Origin of the sequence: Anaerococcoides asporogena (assembly GCF_029590275.1) — a bacterium.
GTDB lineage: Bacteria > Bacillota > Clostridia > Clostridiales > Clostridiaceae > JG1575.
On sequence record NZ_CP120965.1, the window covers coordinates 1395945 to 1415132 of the forward strand.

Sequence of the window (19188 nt, forward strand, 5' to 3'; positions counted from 1 at the left end):
CAAGGCAGAGGACATGGATCGGGATTTTCTCAATTCCATTGTCAATCGACTGCTGGACAAGGCGAAGAAGACTCATTCGCTCAACTACGCCGAAATCAATGATGAACTGGAAGATGTAGAAGTCACCCCGGCCCAGATCGAGCGGATCTATGAAGGGCTTGAAGCCATGGGGGTTGAAGTCATCCAGGAGAGCAAGGATGAGGAAACGGAAGAGGAAGAAGTCGATCTGTCTGTTCCGGAAGGAATTTCCATCGATGATCCGGTTCGGATGTACCTCAAGGAAATCGGAAAAGTATCGCTGCTGACCTCCGAGCAGGAAGTGGAGCTGGCCAAGCGGATTGAAGCCGGAGATGAAGTGGCCAAGCAGAAACTGGCGGAAGCCAACCTGAGACTGGTTGTTTCCATCGCCAAGCGCTACGTTGGGCGGGGAATGCAGTTCCTTGACCTGATTCAGGAAGGCAACCTGGGTCTGATCAAAGCGGTGGAGAAGTTTGACTTCACCAAGGGCTTTAAATTCTCAACCTACGCCACCTGGTGGATCCGGCAGGCAATTACCCGTGCCATTGCGGATCAGGCCAGAACCATCCGGATTCCGGTGCACATGGTGGAGACCATCAATAAGCTGATCCGGATTGAGCGACAGCTGATTCAGGAACTGGGCCGGGCTCCGCAGCCGGAAGAAATCGCCAAAATGATGGACATGCCGGCCGATAAGGTGCGGGAAATCATGAAAATCGCTCAGGAACCCGTTTCTCTGGAAACACCGATTGGTGAAGAAGAAGATTCCCATCTGGGGGACTTCATTGAGGACCATGACGCGCCGGCGCCGGCGGAGGCAGCTGCCTTCACCATGCTCAAGGAACAGCTCATGGGCGTGCTTGACACTCTGACACCACGGGAAGAAAAAGTGCTGCGCCTTCGGTTTGGCCTGGATGACGGTCGGGCCAGAACCTTGGAAGAGGTCGGCAAGGAGTTCAACGTAACTCGCGAGCGGATTCGGCAGATTGAAGCGAAAGCGCTGCGCAAACTGAGGCACCCATCGCGGTCCAAGAAGCTGAAGGATTACCTGGACTAGGTTCCAGCCGAAAAAGACTGCCTCCGGGCAGTCTTTTTTTAGCGGACACAATTCATTGATTTGAAACAATTGACGGGGCAGGGACCCCGGCCTGAAATGGTATAATGGAACAGCGGAGGGATCACCATGGAATACGTACCGGAGAAAAACAATATACGAATCTTTATCACGGCGGGGCTCATGTTTATTGACCTGGTCGTCATCGCTCTGTTCCTGATTGCCCATTCAGTCAGCATCAAAGGACTGTTAGTCTTTTTATTCCTCCTGCTAAATCTGTATGGAGGATATTTTCTCATCCTTCTGGGCTCGCTGAAGTTCCATTTATCGGCCGAGGAATTCGCAATTTCCGGAGCTTTTGACATGAAACGGACCCGGATTCCGGTCAGTGAAATCACCTGCTGGTCCCGGCGAATCACTTTGCTTGAAAATGTGGGAGCCAGTTTGCACACGGCTCGATTCGCTCTGGGGAAGGGGTTGGACAGCAACGGCGACTCTGCGGATTTGTTTATCACTTCTTCCAAGAAGGCGATTTTTCTGAAGACGAAACGGGGCAATTACGGTATTTCTCCGGAGCTGGCCGACGAATTCATTGAACAGTTAAAAGAACTGGGCATTCCCCAAATGTTTGGGAATGAACGATCCTATATGAAATCAGATGACAATCAGGGACGATCTCCGCTGAATCAGCTGATGCTGTACGGCATTCTGCTCACGGTCATCCTGCTGCTGCTGCCGGTACTGATGTATCTGATGAACCTCCTGCCGGCCTGGATTCCTCAGGGAATGAACCGGTACATTACTCAAAATGCCTACCTGGAAACCGTCATTACGAAAGGGCTGCTGGTTTTACTGCTGAATCTGATGTCGTATGGCATCGTCGTTCTGCTCTCCACCTCTCAGGGCAAGTTCTATTATCGGATTATGTATGTGCCGTTGGCTATGGTTGTTACATTGCTGTTCCTGGAGATCAACACCCACCTGAATATTCTGCTTAATTTCTAATGAGAGTCTGCGGAAAACCAGCTGAATGTCTGTTCAACTGCGGTCGACCGAAGTGACGGCTGCTCATCCAGCAAACAGAGCAAAAATTAAAATAACCAGATTCAGAGCTAACCGGAAGAGCTGAGCTCACGGTTGATTGGCCTAACAGAGCACACAGCAAACTGGCAGAGTCGAGCTCACGGTTGACCGGCAGAACAGGGACTTGGAATGAATCCCTGATTAACTTATGAATTAAAATACACTTGAAAGTAGAGATAGAATGAAATTATCTGTGCGTTTGCAAAAAATCGTTGAAATAATACCAGCCTGTCCGGTGATCGCTGACATCGGAACAGACCATGGCTATGTTCCCTGTGAATTGCTGCTGCAGGGGAAGGTGCAGCGGGCCATAGCTGCTGACATCAATCAGAAGCCACTGGATAAAGCGAAAAGAACGGCTCAGGGTCAAGGATGCATTGATCGGATGGATTTCCGTCTGGGTTCGGGTCTGGCGGTGCTGTCACCGGGTGAAGTCCAGGGAGCTGTTCTGGCCGGTATGGGTGGAGAACTGATCAAGGATCTCCTTGCGAACTCCCCGGAGGTGGTTCAGGCGCTGGATTTTCTGGTGTTGCAGCCGGCTCAGAATCCGGAAGTCCTCCGAAAATATCTTTACAGCGGAGATTACCGGATTCTAAGTGAAGATTTGGTGAGAGAAAGTGACGGGCGGTTCTACGAGTATTTCCTGGTGTCTCCGCAGCCGGATCTCAGTCTGTGTGACCTGACCGATTTTGACCACCTGATCAGTCCTGTTTTGAAAGCTGAACACCATCCGCTGCTGCCGGAGTTCCTGCGCGCCAAGATGGAGGAGATTTCCCAGATCCAATCCAAATTGAATCTGAGCTATCCCTCTTCCCAAAAGAAATTTGAGGAATTGAATGATCAGAAAAATCGCTATGAGGAGGTGCTGATATGGCTGTCAAACTAATGGATCTAATCGGCCTGATCGAGACGATGGCACCCCTGAACTTGAAAGAAGCCTGGGACAATCCTGGTCTGGCAGTAGGGGATCCGTCCCAAATGATCGAGCGGGTTCTGGTCGGAATGGACGTTACCCTGGAACTGCTTCAGGAGGCTGAAACGGTGGGTGCCCAGCTTGTTCTGACTCACCATCCGCTTCTGTTTCAGCGACCGGACTCCATTACTCCACAAACCCTTGCCGGCCGGAAAATTCTGGAACTGGTTCGCAGCGGGCGCAGCGCGTATTCCGCCCATACCAACCTGGATGTGGCCAAGGAGGGAATGAATGATCGCCTGATGCAGCTGTTAGGCTTTACAGACTGGAAGATACTAAGCAGTGCCGATGGAGTAACCGGTATTGGGCGAATCTGTGATGTGGAGGGGCTGACCCTGGGCGAGCTTTCGCTGCGCGCGGCACGAGCTTTGGACTTGTCTTCAGTCCGGACTTGCGGGGATCCTTCTGCCCGAATTCGACGGGTAGCCGTCATCAATGGCAGCGGGGCTGATATGATTCAGGAGGCAGCCGCTCAGGCAGCAGACTGCGTAATTACCGCGGACACAAAATATCATGAAGTGCTCGACGCGGCAGAAGCGGGGATTGCCATCATTGATCCAGGGCATTTTGCATCGGAGTGGAAAGTCTTTCAACTGATCATGCAGGACGTTGCCCAGCACGCCCAACAGGAGCTGGGGAATGTGGAATTTATTATTTCCCGTACCGCCCGTGATCCCTACCGCACCATATCAGCAGGGGTCGAACCAGAAATGGCAGAGGGTTAAATAGACGGGGCGAAGGTTGATTTATCTTCGGATATTTGGTAATATAAGGAGTACTGAGTAAGCCAGATGATCGCTGCTATTGAAAAATAGAAGAGGAAAGTCCGAGCTCCGCAGGGCAGGGTGCTGGTTAACTCCCAGTGAGGGTGACCTTAAGGAAAGTGCAACAGAGAGATACCGCTGACAATTTTGTCAGTAAGGGTGGAAAGGCGAGGTAAGAGCTCACCAGCATATTGGCGACTTTATGGCTATGTAAACCCCACCTGGTGCAAGGCCGAATAGGGGGACAGATGGAGCGGCCCGTTCCGTCCCCGGGTGTGCCGCTTGAACTTGTGAGAAATCACAGGTCTAGACAGATGATCATCAAATACAGAACTCGGCTTACAGACTTACTCAGGACTTAATCAGCGTAAGCTGATCAAGGAAAACGGATTGCAGAAGAAACCCTTCTGCAATCCGTTTTTTCTTGATTCTTAGAAAATTTTCAATGAAATTCCGGTGAGAACAGCACTGGCGCCCCGTGAAACAGGCTTCCCGGAAAGGGAGATTGGCGGTTCTCCAGCCGATTCCATCGTTTTTTTAACTGAGAATGGGACCATTCAGCCTGGATTATAGTAAAATAAAGGAAAGATCTGATCAAGAGACCGAAAGGAATTACAATGAACAAGGAAAATCAAGCAGAAACGCGGAAAGATCCGCCCCCTAAAAGACGTCTGTTTTATGTACTGATTGGATTATTTTCCAGTATAGTCTTCTACCTGCTCTATATGTCAGTGACTCTATGGGTATCCCCCTGAACTTCTACTCAGGGATTTCAGTCCGTTTGAGTACAGCAAGGGCGCAGACTGGAAGGCCATTCAGACAGTTTCAGCGCAGGATTGACCAGAATAAAAATGAACGAGGTGCGATAAAAAATGAGAATGCTTGTAAAATATACCGCTTTTATTGATATGGACCAGGATGGTCAGGAAACCGACCGCAGCTATTACTTATCCTTTATTAACAAAGACGATGTGATGGATCTCCCATTTGATTCACTGGAAGAATTGAAGGAAAAGTGCGATTCGGTGCATCTGGCTGAGTATATTAAGTCTGGAGAATTCAAAGAAAAGGCCGAATCCTATGAGGATTTCAGGGAGTTTTTCCAGGGCGTCGATACCCTGGTTCTTTATGACAAATCGATCGCGGCGGACTTTTCGGTTCTGCAGGAACAATGAAGCCGATTGCTCGCAGCGTGGCCAGGGGCATCTTTTTGCCTTTCGCTGCGCTGATTCTTTTTTCGGTCTATCAACGAACTGGGGCCAATGGAGCAATTGATTCATACTATACGAATGGTATCTCAAAAGCGATTCTGCTGGTTCTCTCAGCCCTGACATCCTGGCTGCCTTTTTCCCTGGCAGAATTCTTTGTTCTGGGAATCGTTCTCCTGTTTATCATGTTCTTCGTGTCAGGAATCCGTTCAGTCATGAAGGGGACAGATCGCATTCGCGCTCTCACCCGGATCACAGATCTGATCGCCTTGCTTGTGATCGGATTCCTGCTCATATGGGGATTCAATTACCGGGCCTTGGGACTTTCCGCCGCAGTTGGCATATCTCCGGTACAAGGGGATGCTGTCCAGCTGAAGCGGCTTGGCTTGGATCTGGTTGAGCAGGCCAAAACAGAACGGGCTCTGACGGGATTGAAGGATACCGAAGTGTTCCATTATACGGGGGATCTGCACCAAGCCAGTTTGGCTGCGTATGAGACGATGGCCGAGGACTATCCGGCATTTCTTCAGCCAAAGGGAAGGGTAAAACCACTCGCCACCAGTCGCTGGTTCAGCCAGATGGGAATCTCAGGCATCTTTTTTCCCTACACCGGCGAAGCAAATTATAATAAGGATCAGCCGATGCTGCTAATTCCCTCGACGATTCTCCATGAACTGGCCCATCTGAAAGGCATTGCCCGGGAAGAGGAAGCGAATTTCCTGGCTTATTTTGCCTCGCGTTCCAGTGATGACATGGCCCTGCGCTATTCATCAACCATGCTGGCGCTGATCAATACCATGAACCGGCTGACCGCACAGGATCCAGCCGCTGCCCGGGAAGTATATGAGAGATACTCGGAGGGAATGCTACTGGATCTGGCCGACTATGATGCATATTGGGATCGGTTTGAGGGTCCGATCCAGGAGCAGGCTGAAGCGGTGAATGACCAGTACCTGAAGAGCAATGGTCAGGAGACTGGCGTTCAAAGCTATGAAGACATGGTATCATTCCTATTGGATTTCTGGGAAAAAGACAACAGAAACTAGTTTACTCCATATCACTTAATTACATACTAAATAATATGTTAATATTTAAGAGGGTTTTTCTATTAACCACATGCTGAGACTAAGAAGGAGTCATGAGATGAATCGAATTATTGTCGCCGGAGGATGTTTTTGGGGTGTTGAAGCTTACTTTAAGAAAAAATCGTTTGTAGTCGACTCAACGGTTGGCTATGTGAACTCCAAAGTAGAGCAGCCGGATTACAAGCTGGTTTGCACCGGAACAACCGGAGCTGCCGAAGCAGTTGAAATTATGTATGAGGGAGATTTGACCAAAGTCCTTGAAACGCTGTTTCATATCATTGATCCCACGATTATAAACCGTCAGGGACATGATGTTGGTTCACAATATCGCACGGGGATTTACTATGAGACGGAGCATGATCAGAAGCTGATTCTCCGCTTCATTGAATCGATCCAGGGCAGCTATGCCAAACCTATCGTAACGGAAGTGATGCCCCTTGAAAACTTTTGGCCGGCAGAAGCCTATCATCAGGACTATCTCGAAAAAAATCCTGGCGGCTACTGTCATATTGACTTGAACAGCTAAAAAGAGATCCGGACTGATGAATAGTTTCAGATGAAATCTTCTTGACTCATGTAGCTCTGTATCTACTGCCAAGGCAACGTTTCATTGTACAACGGATAAGAGTCAACAAAATAAGATGAAAAAATTCGGGGGAATTCCCCGGATTTTTTCTTTTCATTTTGAATCAAAGAAAACACAAGTCTGAAATTATGGATTTGCTTTCATGGCTGAGTGATCCTTGCCCTGAAAGCTTTACCCCTTAGAATTTGAATGATATGTGAAGAGAGGATATCGACTGACTGAAGGTTTATGAGTCAATACGAGCTCGCCTGCTTTATACTCACTTCACAACTCAATCGTAAGATACAACTTGTGCAGAAGGTTTCAGCATGGAGAGGTAAAAATATGAAAAAAATCCAAATGAAAATACTGTCGCTGGCATTAGGTGCCGGAATCCTGTTAACCTCATTTCCGGGTTATCAGGCCCTATCAGCAGAACCGGAATCAGCGATTGATCAGACAAAGAAACAGATCATGACGATGACGGATTCGATTCATCAGAAAGAAGATAAAATAACGGAGTTATCAGATGCCATTACGATGGTGGGCGAGAACATTTCAAAGAACGAACAGGACATCACCGGATTAAACGGACAGATCGAGGCAACTCATCTTGAAATTGAAGATGCCCAGGGTGACTTGTCGGATAAAGAAGCACTATATGGCAAACGGCTGCGGGAAGTTTACAAGAATGGAAATACCTCTGTTTTAGGAACAATCCTCGGTGCCAGGAATCTGTCTGATTTGCTGCTTCGATTCAAGGCGGTGGATAACATTGCCAGGCACGATAAAGAGCTGATTGATTCCATCGAAGCACTTAAGCGGACACTGGAAGAAAAGAGAAATCAACTGGAAGAGACTCGGACGAGATTGGAAACAGCTACCCAGGATCTTAAAAACAATCAGAACCAGCTGTCACAAAACAAACAGGATCAGGAACAGGAACTGAATGCGCTGAAGACGGAGAAGTCAAAGCTGCGCGAATTGCTGATGAGTCAGGAAGTAGCACTATTTGAAGAGATCCAGCGCATCCTGAATTCCAAGGACAGCACAGAAGAAGAGATTAACGACGCGCTGGCGATCCTTGAGACCATCCAGGCGCAGGTTTCTACTGCAGAAGCTGTGGAGCTGGGAAGACAGCTTGAGTCCCAAGGCAGGGAACTGTCACAGAAGCTGGCAATAGCCCGTGAAGAAGCGGAGCGACTGGCCAGAGAAAAAGAAGAAGCCGAACGTAAAGCCCGTGAACTGGAGCGTCAGAAGAAACTGGACGAAGCCAGACAGGCCAAGGAAGAGGCTGCCCGGAAGGAAAAGGAACGCCTGGAGGCTGAGGCCAGAGCGGACGCGTTGGAAAGTGAAAAAGACAAGCAGGAAGACGCTGCTGAAAAACTGGCCGCTGAAGAAGCTCAGGTTAAGGAAGCCGCCGATCAGGCGAAAGAAATTGCCGATCAGAATTCAGGTTCCTCCTCGGAGAACAATCTGACGTTCTATCTCTCGTTTTACACAGACCTGCCCGAAGAAAACGGCGGCTGGACCATCACGGCGACAGGCGATAAATTGGTTTACGGAGTGGTTGCCAACAATGTCTGGCCGCTCTACACGAAAATTTACCTGGAAGGCTGGGGGACAATGACCGTGAAAGACCGGGGCGGTTCTCACTTCTATAACCGTTATCGACTGGATGTCTTTATTCCCAGAAAATCGGGAGAAACCAATACCCAGTATAAAGCTCGAATTTCAAATCTTGGCCGTCAGACAGCCAAGGGTCGAATCGTAAAATAGAGAAAAACCGGATGTAAATCCGGTTTTTCTCATATAATGAAATAGAAACAGATATGATAAACTGTAATTGGCTCAGTCGATGATAGCGGCTTTGGAAGATTTTGGCTGGTATTTTCCCGATCCCAACGGAGGTCAGTCCGGCTTTGCCTGACTTCTGCAGCATGGGTTAGTCAGGTCAATGAATGGAAAGAACAGCGGAAGGAAGCGAAACATGAATTTTTATGATATCGGATCCCTGGATCCACAGCAAAAAGAAGTCTTGTTCCGGGAGCGTTATCCTGGAAAAATTAAAAACGCCGGGAAAAAGCATCCGGTCGTTGATAAAGTACTGGCATTGAATAAGAACACAAAACCAAATCCAGAGCGGCTGGCTGCTTTGGGCGGTATCTGGGCCATGAATCTGGCACAAAGATATGAAGTTCCGATCAAGTACCTGCTGATCTGTCCCGACCAGCTGAAAACTATTGAGAGTCAGCAGTTGATCCATTGGTTCATCGAACGGGCAGAAGAAACATTCCTGATCTCTGAACGAGTGTTCAGCACATTGGTGGAAACTGAAAATGGCCAGGGCATCATGGGTGTTTTCTACCTGAACTTTATGGATCTGGCAAACTTTGAACCGGCAGAAAACTCTCTGGTTCTTGTTCTGGATGGTCTGGAAATCCCCGGAAACGTCGGAACGATTCTTCGCTCCGCGGAGGCGACTGGTACCCAGGGAGTCTTTCTGAGCAATCGAAAAGTGCGTCTGAACCATCCCAAACTCCTGAGGAGCAGTATGGGGTCTGTCTTCAAGGTGCCGGTGATTGAGGCTCCGGATCCACCGGAACTGATACGCCAGCTCCTGAGCTGGGGATATCGAATCATACTGGCAGACACAGACAGTCCGAATAAGTACTATGACCTGGATTATGTGGGCAAAGTCGCCTTGGTCATGGGCGCGGAAAAGTATGGCATCAGTGACTGGTTTTACAAAGCGCCTCATGAGGATGTGATGATCCCCATGCTGGGAGATATGGACTCCCTGAATGTTGGTGTTGCGACTACTATATTGCTGTATGAAGCTGCAATGAAAAACAAGGGGTTTTTGAAACGCTTCTGTTGTGAACATATAATGGGGTAGCCTAATAAATAAAAGCGGAAGTTATGCAAAATGGTGCATAACTTCCGCTTTTATACGTCATAATGCATTAACAAAAATTTAACGACAATCATTTAACTGAAATGAATATTCCATCTATTTCAAAAATAACCATTATAAGGGTTCACTAATTGGAATCATGGAAAAATGTTGAAAGAAAAGGCGGTTAAAAACTTCAAAACGACAATAGGTGTGGACTGATGCACTCTGTGTCCCAATTGAATAATACGTAAATAACATACACTGATTTTTCGATGGTTTCTTAACAGATAGCCAAAAGTATATTTATGCGACTGCTCGTCGATTGCTCGCATAAAATTTTATAGTTTCTCGAGAATCCCGGATAATGACTATAGGCTTCAACGGCATGGGGTGGGCTTCTGCTTTTATCGGAGGCTGGTTCGAAGTTCAAAGAGGCTGGTCGCTTTATACAGGATCATTTAGCAGGTTCAGGGAGACTAAGCGTTTTTCCAAGGAATGCGCCAGCCCTTTGAAGAGATTGGGTTGGAAAGTTGCAGACAATTTCCATACAAAATGCTTGTACAGTGACTCGAAATGAAATCACCACTTACCAGGAAAAAATGACCAACAGGACACATTGACGCGAAAGGAGAAGGACTTAGTCATCCATCATGAACTCAAACCGTTCCCTGATGGATGGGGCGCTGTCCGATAATGATGAAATTCACAAACGAAGAGTTGATTCGAAAGATCCGTGAGGGAAATGAGGCTATGAAAGTCGAATTATTAGAGAACAATCGGGGAATGATCTATAAAATCATGGGGGAGTTTGGCTATCTGCTGCGGAATGAGGATAATAAGGATGATCTGTTTCAGGCTGGGTGCCTGGGCCTCATGAAGGCTCTTAACCGCTTTGATTTCAAGTTTAATACGTTGTTCAGCACCTTTGCCTACCGCTATATCCATGGTGAAATAGTTCGGCTGGCGGATGCCATCATGCATACGGATTCCACCTATACGGACTTATTCGGAAGTCAGGATTCTGATATGGTGGCGGAAGAAATCGCGGAATTTGTCCACCGTTCGGTCTCGGGGGACTTTAGCCCGGATCGACTGGAAAATGAAGTGGTAAACCGAGAAACGCTTCGAAAATGTCTGAAGCATGTGACTCCTCGTCAGCGTCTGGTTTTATTATACCGGTATTACATGGACATGACCCAGGCAGACATCGGAAAGCTGCTGGGCATGCATCAGGTCGATGTCAGTCGGGAGGAAAAAAGAGCGAAGACCCGCCTGCGACTGCTGTTTGGGGAAAAGCATTGCGGGATTTACTGATCCTGGTCATCGCTCAAATTTGTGGCATCATAACCGCCTATGCTGGTACGAATATTGAATGGATTCTTGGCCTATTTCTGATTCTCGGCCTGGTCTGGGCTGTTATGAACGCTAAGAAGGGTTCTTTCTGCCTGATGATTGTTGGGCTGCTCATGGGCATGACAACCAGCTGGATGTATCAACAAATGGACCTTGAGGTATATAGTAATAATAATTATGTTAATAAAATAGAAGGCACATATACCAGATCACTGGGAATGACGGACTATTTTCAATACCATGGCCGCATTGTATCCGTCCGGCAAAGACGTAAAAAATCCGAAGACCCCCTGCAGCATGGGGAAGTATGTTCGCTGGAAGGTCATTTTCATAAAACGCCCTATCAGTTAACCGGAGTTTTATTTGAATGTGAGGCGGCCAGGATCGAGCCAGATCCTGATAGTTTTTCCTTCCTCAGACTGTTTGATCAGTGGAAAATCAGTGTGTCTGATCGGATGAAGGCATCCTTTGGTGCGGAGGAGGGAGCGTTGGCTTCTTCGCTGGTTCTTGGGCTCAAGGATCCGCTTCTGTCGGAGCGCAGCAGCACGCTCCAGTTTCTTGGCATCATCCACATCCTGTCGATTTCTGGATTCCATGTGAACCTTCTGGAGATGCTGCTTGATCGAATTCGACTAAAGCGCATAAGTTTCTGGCTGATTTTGCTCTATGCCTGTCTGATTGGCAGTGTTCCGGCCTGGCGGGCTTGTCTTATGAAAGGTTCCAAGACTGCTGCCCGGATGGTTCGGCGGGACAGCGATGGATTCAACCAGCTCCTTTTCTCTTGTCTCATCCTGCTTAGCCTGCGGCCGTACCTGCTGTTTGATACCAGTTTTCAGCTGACATATGCCGCGACTTTGGGATTGATCTGTCTGAATCGCCCCTTGCAGCATCTGTTCGTCTGGTTTCCACAGGGCCGTCTGAAGAACGGACTGCTGCTCAGTGCAGCTGCCATGATTCCCTGCATCCCTATTCTGTCTCGAATGTCATTTGACATCAATTTGGCGATGCTTCCGGCCAATCTGGTGCTGGTTCCGGTGTACAGCATCTTCTGCATTCTATCGTTCCTTGGGATTCCGGTCACTCTGCTGCCCTTCGATTTCCCTGGTCGACTGGTCGGAATTGGGATGAGCGTGTTGCTCCGTTTGATGAACTTTTCGGAATTTATCCTGTCCCAATGGCTCAGTCTGAGGGTTGCCTGGAGCGGGGCATATATCTTTTTATGGCTGGTGGTGTTTTCATGCCTGAGCGGCCGATACTGCATCAGCGCCAGGCGACGCGTGGCAGCGCTTCTTCTGTTTTACGGGTTGTTGTTTGTACTGGCTTTTTTGCCGGGAACAACAAAAGTTATTTTTCATCAGGCCATGGGTCAGGCCAGAATCGTGCTGCAGAAGGATCTGAGGCAGTATGAGTTTGTGACGGACAAGATGTTCAAGGAAAGAGTCCGCGAGCGCGTGATACTGGTGAAAGAGCCTCTGTCGGCAGGGACGATCCTCCTGGAGCCGGGTGATGTCTTTCCGCAGGTTTCGGCCGATGAGACAGCATTGGTTCCGGTCACTGATCCATCATCTGATATAATAGATGAAGAATACCTGTGGATCTTTCACCAGTGGATCCGATTGAAGTGAGGCCTATGTATTACAGTGATTTAAAAAAAGAGATTGATCAGGGCAAGCTGCGCCGCGCCTATGCTCTTTATGGCGAAGATGAAGGATTTATTAAAGAAGTTGTGGAGGCGATTCAGAAAAAAACTGGGATCGCTCCGAATGATATTTTTAACTATATTCGAATTGACGGACAGAAAGCGGAGCTGGCAGAACTGGAAGCTGCGCTGATGACGCTGCCTTTCATGGGGGAACGAAAAGTCGTCGAGGTGTTTCGGGCTGATTTTTTTACGGGCAATCAGGCCATGCGGGACTGGCAGGAAAAGATCAAGCTGATTTCCGGCTTTCTGGAAAATCCGCCAGAGGATACGCTTCTGCTGGTCTACTACATAACGGATCAGGATAAGAAAGATACGAAGATCAAAGCGCTTGAAAAAAAAGCTCACAAGACTGACGCCTTGGTAATGAAGATGCCTGTCCTGAAAAAGGAAAATGTTTCGGAATATCTGGAGGAATATTTTCGCGAGAAAGGAATGGAAATCTCCAGGCCCATGCTGACCTACATCCGGGAAAATTTTGAAGGCAACATTCTGCAACTTCGTCAGGAGCTCGATAAAATTTTAGCCTATGCGACCGGCCGTTCCATTGAAAAAAGCGATATTGACCGGCTGATGATCAAATCCGGGACACGCCACAAGTATGATCTGCTGGATATGGTTATGCAGGGAAAAGCCAGGGATGCGGTGCTTCTGTACAATGAACTGATCTATAAGCGAACCGAACCGCATGAGATCCTGGAAGTCTGCGGCTATCGCCTGAGAGAGGCCTACAACTATAAAATCCGGATCGCGGCAGGACTTCCGGTGAAAACCCTCATGGAGGAATTGAATGAGCGGATGCCTTGGCTGGTTGAAAAAAAGGTCGCCATGATTCGACCGATCAGTCTGACCCGACTCAATGCCATGTTCAAGCTCCTGGTTGATTCGGAAGAGCGGATGAAGGGAACACCAACCAATCCGGAGCGCGAGATCGAAATGCTGATTCTGGCTCTGGCAGGTACTGCCGGCATGTAGTGCTCCGTCCTGGAAGTCTGGGCGGCGCAAAGAACAATCTTCCCGAGAGCTCGAATCATATCAAAAAGGATGAGTCCGAATCGGCTCATCCTTTTTTCATATCAGGGAACAGGAAGCAGGGGGAGTAAGCCAAACTGGAAAATTCATGAATCAGCAAAAAATAAAAAAACCTCCGTGAAACGGGGGTTTTTATCCATGCAGTTTGACTAGCTGTACTACTTTGCTGCCTGGTTTTCTTTGTTCAACTTAGCTGCCAGTCTGGATTTCTTTCTGGCTGCAGCATTCTTATGGATAATACCCTTAGAAGCAGCTTTGTCCAGGGACTTAACAGCAGCCTGATAGAGAACTCCGGCAGTTTCTGCACTTTCGCTCACAGCTGCTTCAAACTTCTTCAAAGTCGTTTTCAAAGCAGATTTCTTGGACTTGTTCTGCAATGTTTTCTTTTCGGTAGTTGCAATCCGTTTGATTGATGATTTAATGTTTGCCACGTTTTCACCCCCTTAACCATTTCCTGGGTTTAATTTCCGTTTTTTAGACAACAGACAAATTATATCATCATGTCTGCTGAAATTCAACGGATTTCTCATGCATCGCAAAAATTAGTATAGTACAAATCCGAAATAATATCAAGGATATGATATAATTCTAATGTTAGAAAATGGGATAATTTTTTGTTCGACTGAGTCGAACCGTTTGAATAGGAGAAAAAAATGAGCAGAAGACAAAGCAACATCCGTAATTTTTCCATCGTCGCTCACATTGACCACGGCAAATCGACTCTGGCCGATCGCCTGATCGAAGCGACACAGACCCTGACGGAACGGGAAATGGCGGAGCAAATCCTGGATAACATGGATCTGGAGCGGGAACGGGGAATCACGATCAAGGCACAGGCTGTCCGTCTGATTTACCGCCGGGCAGACGGTGAAGAGTATTATCTGAATATGATCGACACACCGGGGCATGTAGACTTCAATTATGAAGTATCACGCTCCTTGCAGGCCTGCGAGGGAGCGATCCTGGTCGTTGACGCCACGCAGGGCATTCAGGCGCAGACTTTGGCGAACACTTACCTGGCCCTGGAAAACAATCTGGAGATTGTGCCGGTGATCAATAAAATGGATCTGGCCTCGGCGCGTCCGGAAGAAGCCATTCAGGAAATCGAAGACATCATCGGAATTGTTGCTCATGACGCTCCTCAGATCTCAGCCAAAACCGGTCTCAACATTGAACAGGTGCTGGAAGCAATTGTTGAAAAAGTTCCAGCTCCAACCGGCGATGAGAACGCGCCTTTGCGGGCATTGATCTTTGATTCCTATTACGATCCGTACCGCGGAGTAGTCGCTCATGTCCGAATCAAGGAAGGAACCGTCCGCCCGGGAGACAAGATCCGATTCATGGCCACGAAGAAAGAATACGACGTGACTGAACTTGGTGTCTTTACGCCGGGATATCTGCCCCTGGATGAGCTCAAGTCGGGCGATGTCGGATATATTACCGGCTCCATTAAAAATGTAAGAGATGCCCGTGTGGGCGATACCATTACGCTGGCCAATACTCCAGCTGAGACCGCTCTGCCGGGATACAAAAAGGCTGTCCCCATGGTTTTCTCCGGAATCTATCCGATGGATGGAGCCCGCTATGACGAACTGCGGGAAGCGCTGGAGAAACTGCAGATGAATGATGCAGCACTTGACTTCGAACCGGAAACCTCCGTTGCCCTGGGCTTTGGATTCCGCTGCGGATTCCTCGGGCTGCTCCACATGGAAATTATTCAGGAACGGATCGAACGGGAATTTGATCTGGATATCATCACTACCTCTCCCTCCGTTATTTACAAGGTCTTTCGAACGGACGGATCTGTAGTGGAAATCACCAACCCGACCAACCTGCCGTCGCCCAACGAAATCGACCACATGGAAGAACCCGTGGTTAAAGCAACGGTGATCACGCCCAGCGAATATGTCGGTTCCATCATGGATCTTTGCCAGGCCCGCCGCGGCGTATACCTAGGGATGGAGTATATCGAGCAGACCCGGGCACAGCTCAATTATATTCTTCCGCTCAATGAGATCATCTATGATTTCTTTGATACCCTGAAATCCAGAACCCGCGGCTACGCATCCCTGGATTACGAGCTGCACGGCTATCAGGAGACTAAGCTGGTCAAGCTGGATATCCTTCTGAACGGCGAAACGGTAGATGCTCTGTCCATGATCGTTCCGGAAGACCGGGCTTACCTCAAGGGACGAAACATCGCGGAGAAGCTGAAGGAAGTTATTCCCCGGCAGATGTTTGAAGTGCCCATCCAGGCGGCCATCGGCAGCAAAGTGATAGCCCGCGAGACCGTCAAGGCGATGCGTAAAGACGTTTTGGCCAAGTGTTATGGCGGAGACATCTCCCGGAAGAAGAAACTGCTCGAGAAGCAAAAGGAAGGAAAGAAACGGATGCGTCAGGTCGGATCCGTAGAAGTTCCGCAGGAAGCCTTTATGGCAGTCCTTAAGGTGGAGTAATGCCAGGCCTTTATATTCATATCCCGTTCTGCAAAAAGCGCTGTTACTACTGTGATTTCACCACTTATACCGGTTTGGAAGGGCTGATGCCCGATTATGTGAAAGCGCTGGAAAAAGAAGTCCGGCAGCAGATGCAGGGCAAGCAGGCTCAAACCATCTTCATCGGCGGGGGAACACCGACCAGCCTGGATGATGCCAGCTTTGCGCATCTGATGGCCATAGTGAAGTCTCAGATTACTTCACCGGAGCAGGAAGTTACGATGGAAGCCAATCCCGAGTCTCTGTCACTGACCAAGGTGCGCCTGATGAAAGAGGCTGGGATTAACCGGGTATCCATGGGGCTTCAGTCCACCGATGATCTGATTCTAAAAAACATCGGCCGCATACATGATTATGCGACATTTCTGAAAAGCTACAGCCTGCTTCGCCAGGAAGGGTTCACCAATCTGAGTTTTGATCTGATCACAGCACTTCCCGGACAGGACCAGAGCGTGATTTTGGATACCATCGAGAAAAGTCTGGCCCTGGCACCGGAACATGTGTCAGTATACAGCATGATCCTGGAAGAAGGGACTCCTTTCTACAAGAAAGTGGAGGAAGGGCAGCTTCAGCTGACCGATGACGAAACGGACCGTCAGTTTCAGGATCTGTTTCGCCAGCGTCTGGAAGAAGCCGGCTATCATCGCTATGAGATCTCAAACTATGCCAGGAACGGGCTGGAATGCCGCCACAATCTGAATTACTGGGATCTTGGGGAGTTCATTGGCTGCGGGGTGGCCGCTGCCGGTTTCAGCGAAGGATTGCGCTGGATCAACACGCCCTCAGTTTCGGAGTACATTCACGGAATCGAATCGGGCGAGGATGTTTCTGAGTCGGTCCATCGCAACAGCCGCGAAGATACGATGGAGGAATTCGTCTTCATGGGTCTGCGGAAAACAGCGGGAATTTCGATGGAGCAATTCTTCGAGCGCTTCGGCGAGTCCTTTGACTCGGTTTACCCCGGGGTGTGCGATCGTTTCATTGCCAACGGACTCATGGTCCGACAGGGCGATCGGCTGTACCTCACAACCCGCGGACTGGATTTGAGCAATTACATCCTGTCGGATTTCATCCTTACTTCTCCACAGGATTCGTAATGGCCAGGAAGACCAGGCAGATCTTGCGGATGTGGAATCAACCAGGAATGATTGAGACAATTCAGAAGGTGAACCTAAGGACGAATCGAGAAGACGAATCGAGAAGACAAATCGAGAAGACAAATCCAAAAGACAAATGCAGAGGACAAATCCAGAGGCAAATCATACGATTCATGCCGACCATAGCAAAGCACCCGGTCTGATTACTATCAGTCCGGGTGCTTTGCTATGGTCAGGAATTTATTTTTTATGGGGCCTGGGTCAATGACAGCGTGATGACCTGATCGGTTTCTGCGGTCTGTTTAAATCCGTGGCGCTGGTAGAATCGAATGGCAGCTTCATTGCCTCGGGTGACAGTGCACCATATGGGATATTCCACCAGTGCAGTCTGCCGGATGATGCGATTCAGGGCCAGACTGCCCAGACCGCGGGACTGGAATTCATTCAGGATATTAAAGTCATCCAGTTCCACCCCCTGATCCGAGTGGATCAGGTGATACCACCCGAGAATTTCTCCCCCGACTGATATTTTTGTGTAGTCAGGCAGTTCGCTGCGGATTTCTTCTTCCATGGCCAGCCTTACCACCGTCAGATCAACCATCCGTTCTGTCTCAACAGTGGCCAGCAATTCGGCAACCGGTGCCAGGATGATCGGCAAGTCAGCCTCGGTGCAGGGGAGAAAGTCCGGTTGAAAATCAGGCTTATCTGGTGAAAACATAAGTCCAGTCATCGGACAGCTCCTCCGAGAAGGTGTAACCCTCATAATCAAAGCTTTTCAGATCCTTTTTCACGGCTGCTTTGGTTTTGGCCATATAGCGAGCCATCAGACCGCGGGCCTTTTTGGAAAAAAGCGGGATACCTACCGGTTTGCCACTGCGAATTTCCATGAACTCTACCGTCAGTACCGGAATCGGGAGAGCGGGCAGATGAAGAACTCGGGAATATTCCTTGGAGGCCAGATTGACCAGCAGATCCGCCTGAGGACTTTTGACCAGTTCCTTTGACACTTTATTGCCCCAGAACTCGTACAGGTCATTGCCCTTGTCCGTCACCAGGCGAGTACCCATTTCCAGGCGGTAAGGCTTAATGCCGTCTCGCAGGCGCAGGATGCCGTACAGACCGGACAGAATCCGGAGGTGGTCTTCCGCGTAATCCAGATCGGACGCATCGAACTCGTCAATGGCCAGACCGTTGAACACATCCCCGTTGAACAGCCAGCCGGCTGGATAGGATGCTGAACGGGAAAAGGCATGGAAGCGATCATAATTCTGAATAGCGAGCTTTTCCGAAATCTTCATCAGACTCATTAGATCAGAGACATCCTTTTTCTTAAGAACTGACACCAGCTTGCTGGCATCAGAGGCGAATCTTGGCCTGGTCATCTCGATCTCAAACGTTTCTTCCCGCATGGTTTTGGCGGGGGACAATACGGCAATCATGATTCAATTCCTCCTGATTTCATTCGATTCTAATTGTATCATATTTTATTCAATCTCCTGGCAGGCTACCAAATGTGTCCTCACTCTTTGTTAGAATGTATGTACGAACAGAATGAAAGAGAGGGAAAGGATATGAATATCACAACGGAAGAAAAATATCTGAAACGGGCCATTGAGCAGTTTGAAAAAACAGGGAGGCGGTTTTATCGCGAAAATGGAATCATGGTTTTAGTCAATGAGCATACGATTACACGGTACCAGGAAATGACCCGTGAGGAGTCAATTAAAGGCTTGAAAACAAAATAATCAGCCAATCCCAATCGTTTTTCTGCGTATAGCCCATTTTGATCCGAGGGTGTTCGAAGCCGTCTGAATAATTTGGAGAATAAAAAATGCGTCTCCATATTTATCTTGATTTATGGTA

The 19188-nt window shown here is 48.6% G+C and carries 18 protein-coding genes and 1 other RNA gene; 16 read left to right on the forward strand and 3 right to left on the reverse strand.

Annotation, left to right across the window (positions count from 1 at the left end; all coding sequences use genetic code 11):
* Positions 1–13 precede the first annotated feature (13 nt).
* The 13 genes from rpoD to holA all read left to right on the forward strand — a co-directional run bounded on the left by rpoD (position 14) and on the right by holA (position 13676).
* Positions 14–1075, forward strand: coding sequence for an RNA polymerase sigma factor RpoD (gene rpoD / locus P6M73_RS06750; RefSeq protein WP_277855739.1), 1062 nt, complete (start codon positions 14–16; stop codon positions 1073–1075).
* A gap of 126 nt (positions 1076–1201) precedes the next feature.
* Entirely contained in the window at positions 1202–2077 is an 876-nt protein-coding gene (locus P6M73_RS06755) for a PH domain-containing protein (RefSeq protein ID WP_277855347.1), read from the forward strand.
* 259 nt (positions 2078–2336) lie between these two features.
* Positions 2337–3041 carry a tRNA (adenine(22)-N(1))-methyltransferase gene (locus P6M73_RS06760; RefSeq protein WP_277855348.1) on the forward strand — a complete coding sequence of 235 codons (705 nt, stop codon included), beginning with the start codon at positions 2337–2339 and terminating at the stop codon, positions 3039–3041.
* Entirely contained in the window at positions 3026–3853 is an 828-nt protein-coding gene (locus tag P6M73_RS06765) for a Nif3-like dinuclear metal center hexameric protein (protein WP_277855349.1), read from the forward strand. The genes P6M73_RS06760 and P6M73_RS06765 overlap by 16 nt, the downstream gene beginning before the upstream one ends.
* A 54-nt stretch (positions 3854–3907) precedes the next feature.
* Positions 3908–4250: RNase P RNA component class A (gene rnpB, locus P6M73_RS06770), an RNA gene on the forward strand.
* Between the two features lie 514 nt (positions 4251–4764).
* Entirely contained in the window at positions 4765–5067 is a 303-nt protein-coding gene (locus P6M73_RS06775) for a hypothetical protein (RefSeq protein WP_277855350.1), read from the forward strand.
* Entirely contained in the window at positions 5064–6146 is a 1083-nt protein-coding gene (locus P6M73_RS06780; RefSeq protein ID WP_277855351.1) for a DUF3810 domain-containing protein, read from the forward strand. The genes P6M73_RS06775 and P6M73_RS06780 overlap by 4 nt, the downstream gene beginning before the upstream one ends.
* A 97-nt stretch (positions 6147–6243) precedes the next feature.
* Positions 6244–6711 (forward strand): peptide-methionine (S)-S-oxide reductase MsrA, encoded by a 468-nt coding sequence (gene msrA, locus P6M73_RS06785; protein WP_277855352.1) that lies wholly within the window; start codon positions 6244–6246, stop codon positions 6709–6711.
* Between the two features lie 384 nt (positions 6712–7095).
* Complete coding sequence (locus P6M73_RS06790; protein WP_277855353.1) at positions 7096–8529, forward strand: PcsB-like coiled-coil domain-containing protein; 1434 nt, start codon at positions 7096–7098, stop codon at positions 8527–8529.
* A gap of 211 nt (positions 8530–8740) precedes the next feature.
* Complete coding sequence (locus P6M73_RS06795; RefSeq protein WP_277855354.1) at positions 8741–9649, forward strand: TrmH family RNA methyltransferase; 909 nt, start codon at positions 8741–8743, stop codon at positions 9647–9649.
* Positions 9650–10399: 750 nt separating this feature from the next.
* Positions 10400–10963 carry a sigma-70 family RNA polymerase sigma factor gene (locus P6M73_RS06800; protein WP_277855355.1) on the forward strand — a complete coding sequence of 188 codons (564 nt, stop codon included), beginning with the start codon at positions 10400–10402 and terminating at the stop codon, positions 10961–10963.
* Positions 10948–12627: a ComEC/Rec2 family competence protein gene (locus P6M73_RS06805; RefSeq protein WP_277855356.1), complete on the forward strand. Its 1680-nt coding sequence runs from the start codon at positions 10948–10950 to the stop codon at positions 12625–12627. Before P6M73_RS06800 ends, P6M73_RS06805 begins: the two co-directional genes overlap by 16 nt.
* Positions 12628–12632: 5 nt before the next feature.
* The gene (gene holA / locus P6M73_RS06810; protein WP_277855357.1) at positions 12633–13676 is read left to right on the forward strand and encodes a DNA polymerase III subunit delta; all 1044 of its coding nucleotides are present in this window, start codon (positions 12633–12635) and stop codon (positions 13674–13676) included.
* Between the two features lie 215 nt (positions 13677–13891).
* Here the strand turns inward: holA and rpsT are convergent, their stop codons facing one another.
* Entirely contained in the window at positions 13892–14164 is a 273-nt protein-coding gene (gene rpsT, locus P6M73_RS06815) for a 30S ribosomal protein S20 (protein ID WP_277855358.1), read from the reverse strand.
* A gap of 222 nt (positions 14165–14386) precedes the next feature.
* Here rpsT and lepA point away from each other — a divergent pair, with 222 nt between their 5' ends.
* Positions 14387–16189, forward strand: a complete 1803-nt coding sequence (lepA, locus tag P6M73_RS06820; protein ID WP_277855359.1) for a translation elongation factor 4 — start codon at positions 14387–14389, stop codon at positions 16187–16189.
* Positions 16189–17325: a radical SAM family heme chaperone HemW gene (gene hemW / locus P6M73_RS06825; protein ID WP_277855360.1), complete on the forward strand. Its 1137-nt coding sequence runs from the start codon at positions 16189–16191 to the stop codon at positions 17323–17325. Before lepA ends, hemW begins: the two co-directional genes overlap by 1 nt.
* A gap of 247 nt (positions 17326–17572) precedes the next feature.
* Here the strand turns inward: hemW and P6M73_RS06830 are convergent, their stop codons facing one another.
* Both P6M73_RS06830 and P6M73_RS06835 read right to left on the reverse strand, forming a co-directional pair.
* On the reverse strand, positions 17573–18055 hold the full coding sequence (locus P6M73_RS06830; protein WP_277855361.1) for a GNAT family N-acetyltransferase: 483 nt from the start codon (positions 18053–18055) through the stop codon (positions 17573–17575).
* Positions 18027–18764 (reverse strand): YaaA family protein, encoded by a 738-nt coding sequence (locus tag P6M73_RS06835; RefSeq protein WP_277855362.1) that lies wholly within the window; start codon positions 18762–18764, stop codon positions 18027–18029. The genes P6M73_RS06830 and P6M73_RS06835 overlap by 29 nt, the downstream gene beginning before the upstream one ends.
* Positions 18765–18896: 132 nt before the next feature.
* Here P6M73_RS06835 and P6M73_RS06840 point away from each other — a divergent pair, with 132 nt between their 5' ends.
* Positions 18897–19070 (forward strand): hypothetical protein, encoded by a 174-nt coding sequence (locus tag P6M73_RS06840; protein WP_277855363.1) that lies wholly within the window; start codon positions 18897–18899, stop codon positions 19068–19070.
* Positions 19071–19188: the final 118 nt, after the last annotated feature.